Raw genomic sequence first — 12,601 nt, 5'->3', positions numbered from 1 at the left:
GGGTGCACAAACCCCTGGGACTCTACCCGTGGCGGGTGTCCCTCAGGCGGGATAGCCGAGCTCGGTGAGCAGCGGCCCGGCCTGTGCGAGCACATCGGCCAGATCCTTTTCGGTCAGTCGCTGCCGCCAGCGTCCGACCGAGTCCGGCCGCGCCTTCGCGAAGCGTGCATGCAGCGCCGCCCGCCCGGCCGGGGCGTCGACCGCCAGGAAGTCGGCCACCACCTCGGCCGCGTCCGCCGGCCGGGTCACGACGTCCTCGTAGCGCAGGTGCCGGACCCGCTCCGCGGGCAGTCCGGCGAGCTGCGTCAGGGCGCTGCCGGTGAAGCGTCGCCACATCCAGGCCGACCGGCCCAGATCGGAGGCCCGCGTGAACTCCGCGCGTCGCTCCGGCTCCACCCAGAACCGGGGGGCGGCGCCCCACGGCGTACCGCCCCGGCCACTGCGACCGCTGCCCGTCGACGCCGCGTTCAGCCACGGCTGCTCGGCGTGCGAGACCGCCACGTCCCGCCCGTCCCGGTAGACGTGCAGGAAGACCGCGTCCGGGAAGACCTCGGCCAGGAACGGCACGATGAAACAGTTCTCCGGGTCCTTCTCGGCGAAACGCAGCCCGCCGTGCCCGGACGCGGCCAGCAGCGCCCCGTAGTAGCCGCGGAAGTAGCGGGCCGCGCGCTGCGGCGTCCAGCTTCCCTCGTAGACACAGCGGGCCACCGCCTTGGTCAGCCGCGGTTCGAAGTGGTACGACACGTCCGGCAGCGCGCCGACGCAACTGCCCAGGAACGTGGTGCCGGAGCGGGGCGCACCGAGGATGAAGATCGGTCGCTCCACCTTCAGCGTCAGCCGGCGGTTCCCGGCGTCCACCGGACGCTCCAGCTCACGGCGTTCCCTGCGGTCCGCCAGCAGGCCGACCGCGGCGAGCTTCGCGGCCTTCACGGTGGACAGGCCGGAGTGCGGGGCGAGGGGGGAGTCGGTGCTCATCGAAGGTCCCATCGGTGCAGGAACGGTCAGGACTGGACGGCCGGGTTGGCCCCGCCGCGGTTGCCGCCGCGCCGCAGGGACCGCAGCGCGTCGAGGTGCAGGGTGCGCCGCAGGCGCCAGGCGCCGCCCAGGTACGCGGCCAGACCGGCGACCGCCACCAGCGCGAGCACCGGCGACGTCGCGCCGAGCAGGACGGCGACGCCGAGCGGTAGCCCCAACGCGACGACGGCCAACGCCATCGCCGCCCGGGCACCGGCCCCGAACGGGTGCAGGCGCATCGACCACCACAGCTGGGCCAGCGGCACCAGGTTGGTGACCAGGATGGAGACGGTCCAGGCCAGGGCCGCGCCGAGGATGCCGTGGCGCGGGATGAGCAGCAGGTTCCCGACCACGTTGAGCACGGTGCCGGTCATCGCGTTGTAGAACGTCCACGCGGTGCGCCCGGCCATGTTGAGCACCATGTCGACCATGCCGCAGCCGGTCGCCACCAGCATGGTGAACGCCAGCAGCACCACCACCCGGCGGCCGTCGCCGTAGCCGGACCCGAACAGCGCCAGCATCGGGCCGGCGAAGGCCGCGAAGATCAGGTACGCGGGCCAGGACAGCAGCACGAGCCAGCCGGTGGCGGCCTGGTAGAGCCGGCCCGCCTCGGCTCGGTCGTTGCGGGCGAAGGCGGCGGCCAGCCGGTGCTGGACCGAGCTGGACAGCGCGACGCTGGAGAGCTGACCCAGGGCCAGGAACCGGGTCGCCGCCGTGTAGACGGCCGCCTCCACCGGCCCGCGCAACGCGGCGAGCAGCACGATGTCCAACCGCTGCACCACGATCGCGGCGAGGCTGCTGACCGCCCGGGGGCCGGTGAACCGCCAGAACGGGCCGACCATCTCCCGCGCCGGCACCGGCCGGGTCACCTGCCGGCCGGCGCGGCCGACCAGCTTGCCCAACCAGAGGAGCGCGATCACGGCAGCGAGCAGGTACGGCACCACCCAGGCCAGCGGCAGCGCCACCGTGGCGGACAGGCCGAGCCAGGCGGCCACCGCCACGGCCAGGAACTGCACGAGCGTGCGGCCGAGCCGCTCCACCGTGAGCAGCGGACGCATCTGCCCGAAGCCGCGACAGGCGGCCAGCGCGTAGTCGTTGAGCGCGGCCAGCGGCACGAACGCCAGCAGGATGCGCAGCGCGGTCACCCCGTCCGGCCCGGCGGCGGGCATGGTCGCTCCGGCCAACGCCGGAGCGACCAGCCAGCCGACGGCTGCGAGCAGGAGACCCACCACGAGCACCGGCAGCAACCCGACCAGGACGGTGCCCCGGATCTGGTCGCGCCGGTCCAGCGTGCGCTGGCGGCTGACGAAGTAGACGGTGCCCACGTCGGTGCCCAGCCGGGCCGCCGACGCCGCGATCATGAAGGCGCTCGTCGCGGCGAAGAACATGCCGGCCTCGCGGACCGACCAGCCCCGGGCGATGACGATGTTCAGGCCGAAGCCGGCCACCGCGGCCAGCCCGACCCCCACCAGGTTGGCGAAGCCGTGCCGTGCCGCGCCGCCCAGCCCCCCGCCCGGCCCGGCGGGCGGTGCGGTGAGCGTGGGGGTGGCGCCGGCGTCCGCCCGGGTCACCGCCGCCACGACGGCACGCGCCCCCACCACGCCGCCAGCCGGTCGTCGTACGGGGCGAAGTGGTCCTCCAGCCGGGCGCGCAGCGGGGCCGACATGGGTGAACGGGACCGCGAGTTGTGCTTGCCGAACGAGATGTCCGCCCACCTGGGCAGTTCGAGGAAGTCGCACACCGCGTCGAAGGACGGACGGGGGTCGGCGAAGAAGTCGTCACTGTCGATGACGTGCAGCCGGTCCCGGCCGACAAGCGACTCCAACCGCTCCACCTGCTCGATGTAGCGGCCCCGGGCCAGATACGCGTTGTGTTGCAGGTGCTCGCTCGCGTACCCGGGGGAGCTGATCATCCGCTCCCGCTCGCCCGCGGTCCGCTGTTCCTCAAGCGCGAGCGCGCGCTCGAAGTCCGCCTCGGTCTCGTAGCCCCGGGCCAGCTCGTGCGAGTGCGCGGAGTAGGCCCGCTCCACCGGGTCACGCAGCAGCACCAGCAGCTTCACCGAGGGCAGGTCACGGGCGATGCGTTCGCCGGCCAACGGGTGGAACATGTAGTAGGGGCTCGACTCGCCGGTGATCCCGCGTACGCCGATCTGGGTCTTCACCGCCTCGGCCCGGCCGGTGGTGGGGAAGTGACCGAGATACCAGCTCATCCCCCGGTGGTAGTCCACGTCGAAGTAGTGCACGCCCTTGTGGTAGGCCGGCGGCAGCACACCGGGGTGCTGCGACAGCGTCTTGAACAACGAGGTGGTGCCGCAGCGCTGCGCCCCCACGATCAGGAATCCCGGCACCATCCGCGAACCGGCGGTCAACCGACCGACCGTCCGGCTCACCGACTTCACCGCGCGGAGCGCCTGCTCCTTGGCCAGCGTCACGTCCCCACTCCTCACTTTCACCCGGCCCGCCGGGCCAGGTGTTCCTCAACGGCGGGCAGCAGCCAGGTGTCGACGTGTCCCAGCCGCGCACCCGCCTCCGCCTGCCGGTCCCGCAGGTAACGCGCCGCCAGCTCCACCAGGTAGAGCACGGCGACCAGGTCGGCGCCCCCACCGACCTGGTCGAACGGCGCCAGGGTGCGCGCGGCCCCGGCGATCAGTGCCCGCGCCGCCTCGACCGGCTCCACCCCGTCGTGGCTGATCGCGCTCTGCACCGCCAGGTGCAGCGCGTCGTAGCCGACCGGCACGTCCGACTCGAACCGCTCCCAGTCCCAGACCAGCACCCGGCCGTCGGCCAGCACCGCGCTGTTGCCGCCGTTCCAGTCGCCGTGCCAGGCGCCGAAGGCCACCACCGGGTCGGCGTCCGCGACGGACTTCAGCACCGCGCGCAGCCGCCCGGCCTCCGGTCGGGGACCGAGCGCGTCCACCGCGTCGGCCAGCCGGGCCGCGTGCCCGCCGGCCGCCCATGCCCCCCGGCGTACGCCGAGACAACCGGCGACCGCCACCATGGCCGCCCGCTCGGTCGCCTCCGCCTGCGCGGGGGCGGCCCGGGGCAGCCGCACCGGCAGCGCCTCCTGCACCAGCAGCGCGTGCCCGTGCCAGTCGCCGTGGTGGCGCACCCCGGGCAGGACGACCGGGGCGAGCGGCACGTCGGCGAGGCGGCGCAGCGCGGCGGCCTCCGCGTCGACCAGGGCGCGGGTCAGCGGGTCGACGCCGAGCTTGGCGTACCCGAGAGCGCGGCCGTCCGGGGCGAGCAGTTGCAGCACCGGCTTGCGGTTGGCCCGGGCCGGCCCGATGTGCAGGCTGACGAGCGCCGGCTCGCCCAGCACCTCGGCGAGGTGGGCGTCGAGCCCGCCGTCGCCGGCCACCAACCGGTCGCGGAACACCAGCGGACCGAGCCCGAGCCGGAACGCGGTCGCCAGCGCCTGCCGTACCAGCCTGGCCTTGCGGCCGACCGCCTCGGTGGAGTGCCGGACGGCGTTCGCCGCCGCCCGGCCCGAGCCGGTGGGCACGAGGAGCCGGGGGCGGGCCGCGGACGGCACCACCACCCAGCCGGCGCCGCCGCGGCGCAGGCGGGGTTCGGCGGGCGCGGGCCAGATCAGCCCGGCCAGTTCACCGAGGTACGCGGCGCGGCCGTCGCCGTCCGGGGGTACGCGGAACACCATCAGCGGTCACCGGCTGCTTCCAGTCGGGCCCGTAGCCCGGCGATCGTGCCCTGCGGTGACGCCGGTGCGAGCGACCGGCGGATCCGGTCGTTGCGGGCCAGCAGAGCCACCGAGATCAGGGCATAGGCGAGCGTCGCTTCCATGGCACCGTAGGTGAACTGGAAGAAGAGCATGAGGATGAGGACGAGCGTGCCGGCGATGCCGACGGCGCTGTGGTCCCGCCGGTAGCGCCAGAGGCAGTAGAGGAAGAAGGCGTTGTAGCAGATCGCGCCCACCCAGCCCTGACCGACGAGCAGCGCCCAGAGTTGGCCGTTGCTGCCCAGCTCACGGTTGCCGCACTGCTTGCAGTCGTCGGTCTTGCCGATGGCGATCGACCGGTTGCTGCCGATCAACGCGCGGTTGCCGCCGTACCCGAGGACCGGCGAGTGGTTGGCCGCGGTGACCGCCCCCTGGGACAGCGTGGTGCGGATGTCGTCGCTGTGCCCGTTCTGCAGGCGTTCGTCGAAGGTCCGGCCGAGTGGGGTGGCGACGACGAGCACCCCGACCAGGCCCACCGCCAGGGCGAGCCCGCCGAGCACCACCATCCGGCCGCGCAGCGCCAACCGCAGCGCCACGTAGGCGGCGGCGATGCCCAGACCGATCCAGAGGCCGCGGTTGAGGGAGAAGACGATCGGGAACACCGCGGCCAGCACGAGCGCCACACCTGTGGTCCGGCGCAGCGGCTTGCCCAGCACCACCCAGCCGACGATCAGCCAGACCAGCAGGATCGCCGTGTTCTGGCCCCACGAGTTCGTGTACGTGAACGGCGCGGACGGTCGGGGTGAGCTGGCCTCCCCCTCGATCACCTGCTGGACCTGGGCGAACTTGACGTCCATGAGCGAGGCGACGTACGGGTGGCTGGCGATCGACTGGGGCAGGACGAGGCGCAGGGGCGCGACGAACCCGAGGGTCGGGAAGAGCGCGCCGATCCAGCCGCCCACCACCACGACCACGCCCATGAACCCGAACAGCCGGATCATCCGGCGCTGGGACAGCTCCCGTTCGCGCAGGTTGTAGACGTAGAGCATCGTCACGGTCATGGCCACGTAGTTGGCGAGCCGGATGCCCCAGCCGATGTACTTGCTGCTGCCGCCGGGGGACAGCGTGTTGGGCGCGGTGAGGTCGAGGGTGAGCACGGACAGGAACACCCACAGCAGCAGCACCAGCCAGATGCCGAAGCCGGGCGGGACCCGGACCGGGCCGCGCCGGCGCATCTGCACCATCATCGGCACCGCGAAGATGATGAAGACGAAACTGGACACCCCGAGCGCCCACCACAGCGGGTAGAGCAGGAAGAGCGAGATCAGCGGCCATGCCGTCGGCAGCCGCGGGGCCCAGCTCTTCGGTCGCACCCGGACCGGCGGGAGCCGGTTTCCCTCGGACGGCATCACCGCGCCGAGCGGAACCGACCCACGTGCCGAGCGGGGCGGGGTGACCGTGCTCATCTCACGGTGACCTTGGCGGTGGTCGGCGCGTAGATCACCCATGCGTTGCCGGGCTGCGGGCGCAGGAGGTCGCCACTGGTGTCGGCGAGCGTGCACACCATGCCCAGGCCGGGTTTGCGCCACCGGCCCTTCGCGCTGTTCGGCCCGGACACGGCGAGCACCGCGCCCTCACCGAAGACGTTCGCCGACGGCAGTGAACGCGGCGACGGCTTCCGGACGTCGAGCGTGCGGTACTCCATGGTCAGCACGATCACCGAGGCGGCGGTCACCGTGGCGGTGCCGACCTTGCCGGCCCAGTGCTTCTTCGCCTGGTCGTACCGCCAGACCATCGGCGGACCGCCGGCCACGGCGATCGACAGCTCGGTGGCGGGGGTGAGGTCCCGGGTGGCGAGCGCGTCGGTGTCGGTGGCGTGGTCGAGGAGCGGGGTGGGCGGACGGCCGCCCTTCGGGGCGGCCTTGAGCAGCGCGGTGGTCGAGGTGTAGCTGCCGGAGAACACCTTGCCGCCGTCGTCGGGGGTGACGCCGTCCAGGTCGGAGCTCTCGAACTGGCTGAGGAAGCCGGTGGGGCCGCCGGCGTACCCGACGAACGGGCGCAGCACCGCGACCGAGCGGATGTCGACCGGCCGGATCTCGGTGACCGGGCCGATCTTGGCGGCGTCGCGGGAGTGGAACACGGCGGTCAGGTGCAGCGTGTCGGACTCGGCGAACTCGGCGTAGACCAGGTCGGCGGCGTCCAAGCCGGCCGGGGTGGTCGCGGGGCTCATTCGCAACGGCACGGCGACCGCCTGGCGGGTGGCCGCCGTCGGTGCGCCGACGGGCGCGCCGGTCAGCGGCCCGTTGGGCAGCCCCGGCGTCGGGCTGGCCGACGACGGGGTCGGGGTGACGTCGCCCGGGTCCACCACCTTGACGCTGCCCGGCGAGGGCGGCGGTTCGCTGCATCCCGTGCCGACGCCGAGGACGACGGCCGGAGCGAGGGCGACGCGGAGCATCTGCCGGCGGTTCACCCCAGGTCCTCGCCGGAGTCCAGGGCATAGCTGCGGCCGTCGCCGTCCCCGCGCGAGCGGTAGGTGCCGCCGGTGCCGTTGAGCGGCAGCGGCTTGCCCGGGACGTTCGACTTCCCGGGGACGCTCGGGTTGTTGGGGACGCTCGGTTTCCCGGAGACGTTCGGGTTGCCCTGGGCGTTCGGGCCGGCGGCGTTACCGGGGGTGGGGCGTCCCGGTTTGCCCGGGCCGGGTCGAGACGACTGCATCCGCGGCAGGACCATCGTCGACTCGGCGGACGGGCCGGGGCTCGGCCGCGGCTTGGGCCGGTTGACCGGCGTCGGGGTGCTCGACCCGCTGGTGGCGGGCGCTGCCGGGCGGGCGCTGCCGGCGGCCGGTGCGACGGGCATACGCGGGGCCAGCACGGCACCGATCACGGGCGCGTTGACCTGCTCGAACTGCTGGAGCGCCGCGGTGATCTCGCCGCTGCGGGTCTTGCCGGCCTCGGCCACCATGATCACCGCGTCGACGTACCGCCCGAGTGCCTGGGCCTCCACGGCGAGGGTGGGCTGCGCCGTCTCGATCAGCACGTGGTCGAAGCGCGCGGACAGCTCGTGCAGGATCTCCAGCAAACCGGAGACCGGCAGCTCGATCTCGGCGTCCAGGTCGCCCGGCACCAGCACCCGGAGCTGGCCCAGCCCTGGCACCGGTGCGAGCGCCTTGAGCGGGGGCACGTCGCGGCGGAGCACCGAGGCGAGGCTGTGCCGCCCCTCGGCCACCCCGGTGATGGTGCCCAGCATCGAGTCGGCCTTGGTGGTGATCAACGCGACCTGCTGGCCGGTGCGGGCGTACGCCGCGGCGAGGTTGGCGGCGACGAAACCGGCGGCGGTGCCGGCGGAGGCGTCGCAGAGCAGGAGCTGGCGACCCCGCCCACCCTGGACCGGCTCGGGCACGGCGGAGAGCAGCACGTTGCGTAGTCGGCCGAGCTCGCGGGAGACCCGGTGCGTGGCCGGCAGGACGGCGAGCGACGGGGTGCGCGTCGGGAGTTCCAGCAGCAGCGGCAGGCCGACCCGGTCGGAGATGTCACGTCCGCGCCGGATCCGGGTGTCGAGCCGGTCCAGCACCAGCGCGAGCACGATGCCGAGCAGCAGGCCGGCACCCATTCCGCTGGCGAGGTTCAGGGTGCGGTTCGGTGAGCTGGGCCGTTCCGGCAGCCGGGCGTCGGAGATGATCTCGCCGGGGTCGGAGCCGGCCGAGACCAGCGGGCTGAGTCGGTTGTTCAGCCCGGTGATCTGATTGGTCAGGACGCTTCGTTCGGCCTCGGCGCGCTCCCGCTCCGGGGAGTTGGACGGGGCCGCCGCGATCCGCCCGGCGACGGCGCTCAACTGCTTGTTCAGGTCCGTGATCTGCTGCTTGAGCGCGTTCGTCTCGTTCTCCAGCGCCTTCTGCGCGGTGGCCTTGCGCAGGTCGAGGTAGGCCTGGGCGAAGGCGTGCGAACCGGACTGCGCCAGGGCGGGGCTGGTCGCCTCGTAGGCCACCTGGAGGATCTGGCTGTTCGGCGGGACCTTGACGGTCACCGACTTGACCAGCTGGTCGGCCCCGGTGTCGACCTTCATCAGGGCCTTGGCCCGTTCGGCCACCACCAACGAGCGCACCACCTGTGCCTCGGTGTCGAGGTTGACCTTGGCGTTGGGGTTGCTCTCCGCGCCCGAGCCGAGCGGGCGTACCAGCAGAGAGGTGGTCGAGGTGTAACGCGACTCCTGGAGTTGGCTCACCGCCAGGCCACCGGCCAGACCGAGGACCGCGGCGAGGAGCAGGATCCACCAACGGCGGCGCAGCCAGCCCAGATAGGCCATCAGGGCAAGACCGTCGGCGTCGCTCTCCGCCAAGTGGGGTGAGGGCATCAGAGTCTGTCGCTCCCTTTCGACCGAGCCGGGCAGTCCACGGCAGCTGGACCTGACCGTGACCTTGAGTGTCCCCGATCCGAACGACGAGGGAAAGTCTGCTCACGTTCCGGTAAGCCTGCCCGGGTGTGGGCAGCCCGCCTAGAGACGGCCCATCGGCGCTGGCCCGTTCGGCGGGGGTTCCCGGGGTGGGATCCTGACCTGCCCTCCGGAAGCCGGCGTCGTTGCCGCCGGCTCTCGTGCGGAGTGGTGACGGAATCCTGACACATCCCGCCGCACCGGGGCGGCCCGGCCCGTCCTCCCGCCGTCGACGGCGCTGACCTCGTCGGTTACCCGCGATGCGGGTCCCGGTGACGGGAATCCCGAGCTGACCCGACCGGCTGGTCGAGATCCATCCAATGGCCCCTTCAGTTGCCCCGGGGCGCGCCAGTAGGTTGTCATGGCGTCCGAGGGTCATTCACGAAATTCCGGGCGCGGTCGTCCGCGTACGGGAGGAACGTTGTGGTGAGCGGGTCAACCGAGGACTCGGGGCAGGTCCTGCTGGTCGGCTCCAGTGGCGGGCACCTGGCCCAGCTCCTGGCTCTGGAACCGTGGTACCGGGACCGACACCGGGCATGGGTAACGTTCGACACCCCGGACGCCCGCTCGCTGCTGGCCGGCGAGGACGTGGTCTGGGCGCACCACCCCACCACACGCAACGTCAAGAACCTGGTCCGCAACGCGTTCCTCGCCCTCACGGTGATCCGTCGGCGCCGCGTCGACGCGGTGGTCACCACCGGCGCCGGGGTCGCCCTGCCGTTCGTGGTGGCGGCCCGGCTGCGCCGCATCCCGACGGTCTACATCGAGGTGTACGACCGGATCGACAGCGCGACGTTGACCGCCCGGCTCTGCCGTCCCTTCCTCTCCGCGATGCTCGTGCAGTGGGAGGAGCAGCGCCGGATGTACCCGGAGGCGACCGTCGTGGGGAACCTCCTGTGATCCCGAGGCAGCGGGACCGGCGGTCGCCGGCGCCGTTCGTGCTGGTCGTGGTCGGCACCGACGTGCACCGCTTCGACCGCCTGGTGGAGTGGCTGGAGCGGTGGCACGCCGCGCGGCCGCACGTTCGACTGGTCCTCCAGTACGGCCACAGCCGCACCCCGGCCCTGCCGGAGGCCACCCCCTTCCTCGGTCACACCGAACTTCAGCGTGCGATGGCGGAGGCCACGCTCGTGGTGAGCCACGGCGGGCCGGCGACGATCACCGAGGCGCGGCGCAACGGGCACCTGCCGATCGTGGTGCCCCGTGACCCGGCGCACGACGAGCACGTCGACAACCACCAGCAGCTGTTCTCCCGGCGACTCGGCGCGGCCGGGATGGTGCGGCTCTGCGAGTCGCAGGCCGAACTGGTCGCCGCACTCGACGAAGGGCTGGCCGATCCGGCCCGGTTCGTCCTGGCCGCCGAGCCGGGTCGCCCGGACCCACGCGCCGAGGCGGTCGCCCGGGTCGGCGCGGTCGTCGACGACCTGGTGGCCCGCCACCGGGGCCGGCAGCGCGCCGGGCGGCGCGGATGAGCGGCCCCGACCCGGCCACGCCGCGGGTGCTGTTCGTCGGTGGCCTCGGCCGAAGCGGTTCCACCCTGCTGGAACTGCTGTTGGCGCAGAGTGCCGACGTGTGCGCGGTGGGCGAGGTGGTGCATCTCTGGGAGCGGGCGCTCGGCGCCGACGAGAGGTGCGGCTGCGGCGAACGGTTCACCGCCTGCCCGTTCTGGCACCAGGTCGGTGAGCTGGCGTTCGGCGGCTGGGCCACGATCGACCGCGACGACGTGCTGGCCCTCAAGGACCGGGTCGACCGGACCCGGCACATTCCCCGGCTGGCCAAGAACGCGTTGGCGCCGGAGCAACTGGCCGACGTCCGCCGCTACGCCGACCTGTACACCCGGATCTACCGGGCGGCGCTCACGGTGACCGGCGCCCGGGTGGTGGTCGACTCCAGCAAGCACGCCTCGCTCGCCTTCGCGCTGCGCTGGGCCGACGGGCTCGACCTGCGGGTGCTGCACCTGGTCCGGGACAGCCGGGCGGTGGCGTACTCGTGGGGCAAGCAGGTGCGCCGGCCGGAGGTGGTGGACCGCGAGGACTTCATGCCGACGTTCTCGCCGTTCGAGGTGAGCAAGCTGTGGACCGCGCAGAACGCCGCGTTCCACCTGCTCGCCGCCCGGGCGAAGGTGCTCCGGCTGCGCTACGAGGACTTCACCGCCGACCCGGCCGGCACCCTCCGCCGGGTGCGTGACTTCGCCGGCCTGCCCGACGACCCGGCGGCGCTGCGCATCCTGGCCGCCGGCCGGAGCGGCCCGGCCGGCGAGACCGACCGGGCCGGTGCCGCGCCGGAACCCGTCGCCCCGCTCCGGGCGCACAGCGTCGCCGGCAACCCGCTGCGGTTCAGCGGCGGGCCGTTGACCGTGCGGCGGGACGAGGCGTGGCGGGAGCGCCTGCCGCGCCGCAGCCGTGCCGTGGTCAGCCTGGCCACGCTTCCCCTGCGGGTCCGGTACGGCTATCTGGGCCAGCGGGGATCCGACGAGTCCGTGGAGAAACCATGAGTGGGCCGAGCATCTCGGTGGTCGTACCGACGCGGGACCGTCCGGAGCTGCTGCGCGCGGCGCTCGACGCGATCCTCAGCCAGGCGCACCCGGGCCTGGTCGAGGCGATCGTGGTCTACGACCAGTCCGAGCCGGACCGGTCGCTGGAGACCGACAGTGGTGACCGCCGGGTCCGGGTGATCACCAACGCCCGTACCCCCGGGTTGGCGGGGGCCCGCAACACCGGCATCGAGGCGGCGGTCGGCGACTGGGTGGCGTTCTGCGACGACGACGACGAGTGGCTGCCCGGCAAGCTGGCCGCCCAGTTCGGGGCGCTCGACACGCACCCCGACGGCGCGTTGGTGAGCTGCGGCATCCGGGTCAGCTACGACGACCGGACGGTGGACCGCTCGCTGGACCGGGCCCGGATCTCGCTGGAGGCGCTGCTGCGCGACCGGCTCACCGAGCTGCACCCGTCCACGTTCCTGATCCGCCGGGCCGCGCTGCTGGACGCGATCGGGCTGGTCGACGAGCAGATCCCGGGCAGCTACGCGGAGGACTACGAGTTCCTGCTCCGGGCCGCCCGGTACGCCCCGCTGGTCAACGTGGAGAGCCCCTACGTGCTGGTGCGCTGGCACAAGCGGTCCTACTTCGCGCAGCGCTGGGAGACCATCTCGACGGCGTTGCAGTGGCTGCTGCGCCGCTACCCGGAGTTCGCCACCGTGCCGCACGGCGAGGCCCGGGTGGCCGGGCAGATCGCCTTCGCGCAGGCGGCCATGGGCAACCGGCGGGACGCGGTCCGGTGGGCGCGCCGCACGCTGGCCCGCAACCCGAGGGAGCCGCGCGCCTACCTGGCGTTGGCGGTGGCGAGCCGGGCGGTGCAGGCCGACCGGGTGCTGCGCACGCTGCACAAGCGCGGCCGGGGCATCTGAGCCGTACGCGGACGGGGGGGGGGCCGGGGGGGGGCCCCCCCCCCCGCCCGGGCGGGGAGGGCGGGGCCGACGCGAGGCGACC

General features: G+C 73.4%; 11 protein-coding genes. 4 read left to right on the top strand and 7 right to left on the bottom strand.

Features of this window, described 5'->3' with window-relative positions; genetic code table 11:
• Window positions 1–42: 42 nt before the first annotated feature.
• From ACLQ2X_RS25150 to ACLQ2X_RS25120, 7 genes are read right to left on the bottom strand one after another with little or no spacing between them, the layout of a single operon-like run.
• On the bottom strand, window positions 43–975 hold the full coding sequence (locus ACLQ2X_RS25150; RefSeq protein WP_425683537.1) for a sulfotransferase family protein: 933 nt from the start codon (window positions 973–975) through the stop codon (window positions 43–45).
• Between the two features lie 26 nt (window positions 976–1,001).
• The gene (locus tag ACLQ2X_RS25145) at window positions 1,002–2,615 is read right to left on the bottom strand and encodes a polysaccharide biosynthesis C-terminal domain-containing protein (protein ID WP_425683536.1); all 1,614 of its coding nucleotides are present in this window, start codon (window positions 2,613–2,615) and stop codon (window positions 1,002–1,004) included.
• The gene (locus ACLQ2X_RS25140) at window positions 2,582–3,445 is read right to left on the bottom strand and encodes a sulfotransferase family protein (protein ID WP_425683535.1); all 864 of its coding nucleotides are present in this window, start codon (window positions 3,443–3,445) and stop codon (window positions 2,582–2,584) included. Before ACLQ2X_RS25140 ends, ACLQ2X_RS25145 begins: the two co-directional genes overlap by 34 nt.
• A 17-nt stretch (window positions 3,446–3,462) precedes the next feature.
• A complete protein-coding gene (locus tag ACLQ2X_RS25135; protein ID WP_425683534.1) occupies window positions 3,463–4,668 on the bottom strand; it encodes a hypothetical protein in 1,206 nt (401 codons plus the stop codon).
• Window positions 4,668–6,152, bottom strand: a complete 1,485-nt coding sequence (locus ACLQ2X_RS25130; protein WP_425683533.1) for an O-antigen ligase family protein — start codon at window positions 6,150–6,152, stop codon at window positions 4,668–4,670. The genes ACLQ2X_RS25135 and ACLQ2X_RS25130 overlap by 1 nt, the downstream gene beginning before the upstream one ends.
• The gene (locus ACLQ2X_RS25125) at window positions 6,149–7,156 is read right to left on the bottom strand and encodes a DUF3048 domain-containing protein (RefSeq protein ID WP_425683532.1); all 1,008 of its coding nucleotides are present in this window, start codon (window positions 7,154–7,156) and stop codon (window positions 6,149–6,151) included. The genes ACLQ2X_RS25130 and ACLQ2X_RS25125 overlap by 4 nt, the downstream gene beginning before the upstream one ends.
• Entirely contained in the window at window positions 7,153–9,036 is a 1,884-nt protein-coding gene (locus ACLQ2X_RS25120; protein ID WP_425683531.1) for a Wzz/FepE/Etk N-terminal domain-containing protein, read from the bottom strand. The genes ACLQ2X_RS25125 and ACLQ2X_RS25120 overlap by 4 nt, the downstream gene beginning before the upstream one ends.
• Before the next feature lie 501 nt (window positions 9,037–9,537).
• Between ACLQ2X_RS25120 and ACLQ2X_RS25115 the strand changes: the two genes are divergently transcribed.
• Genes ACLQ2X_RS25115 through ACLQ2X_RS25100 form a run of 4 tightly spaced genes read left to right on the top strand, consistent with a single transcriptional unit; the run spans window position 9,538 to window position 12,519 of the window.
• Window positions 9,538–10,014, top strand: coding sequence for a UDP-N-acetylglucosamine--LPS N-acetylglucosamine transferase (locus ACLQ2X_RS25115; protein WP_425683530.1), 477 nt, complete (start codon window positions 9,538–9,540; stop codon window positions 10,012–10,014).
• Window positions 10,011–10,586: a glycosyltransferase gene (locus ACLQ2X_RS25110; protein ID WP_425683529.1), complete on the top strand. Its 576-nt coding sequence runs from the start codon at window positions 10,011–10,013 to the stop codon at window positions 10,584–10,586. The genes ACLQ2X_RS25115 and ACLQ2X_RS25110 overlap by 4 nt, the downstream gene beginning before the upstream one ends.
• A complete protein-coding gene (locus ACLQ2X_RS25105; RefSeq protein ID WP_425683528.1) occupies window positions 10,583–11,608 on the top strand; it encodes a sulfotransferase family protein in 1,026 nt (341 codons plus the stop codon). Before ACLQ2X_RS25110 ends, ACLQ2X_RS25105 begins: the two co-directional genes overlap by 4 nt.
• The gene (locus ACLQ2X_RS25100; RefSeq protein WP_425683527.1) at window positions 11,605–12,519 is read left to right on the top strand and encodes a glycosyltransferase family 2 protein; all 915 of its coding nucleotides are present in this window, start codon (window positions 11,605–11,607) and stop codon (window positions 12,517–12,519) included. Before ACLQ2X_RS25105 ends, ACLQ2X_RS25100 begins: the two co-directional genes overlap by 4 nt.
• Window positions 12,520–12,601: the final 82 nt, after the last annotated feature.

This window comes from Micromonospora sp. DT31 (assembly GCF_049841795.1).
Lineage (GTDB): Bacteria > Actinomycetota > Actinomycetes > Mycobacteriales > Micromonosporaceae > Micromonospora.
Note: the sequence above shows the minus strand (reverse complement) of the source record. Positions and strands in the feature narration are given on the sequence as shown.

Coding starts and splice junctions, on each gene's coding strand:
- ACLQ2X_RS25150 (WP_425683537.1), bottom strand. CDS start 975: ATGAGCACCGACTCCCCCCTCGCCCCGCACTCCGGCCTGTCCACCGTG.
- ACLQ2X_RS25135 (WP_425683534.1), bottom strand. CDS start 4,668: ATGGTGTTCCGCGTACCCCCGGACGGCGACGGCCGCGCCGCGTACCTC.
- ACLQ2X_RS25130 (WP_425683533.1), bottom strand. CDS start 6,152: ATGAGCACGGTCACCCCGCCCCGCTCGGCACGTGGGTCGGTTCCGCTC.
- ACLQ2X_RS25120 (WP_425683531.1), bottom strand. CDS start 9,036: ATGCCCTCACCCCACTTGGCGGAGAGCGACGCCGACGGTCTTGCCCTG.
- ACLQ2X_RS25105 (WP_425683528.1), top strand. CDS start 10,583: ATGAGCGGCCCCGACCCGGCCACGCCGCGGGTGCTGTTCGTCGGTGGC.
- ACLQ2X_RS25100 (WP_425683527.1), top strand. CDS start 11,605: ATGAGTGGGCCGAGCATCTCGGTGGTCGTACCGACGCGGGACCGTCCG.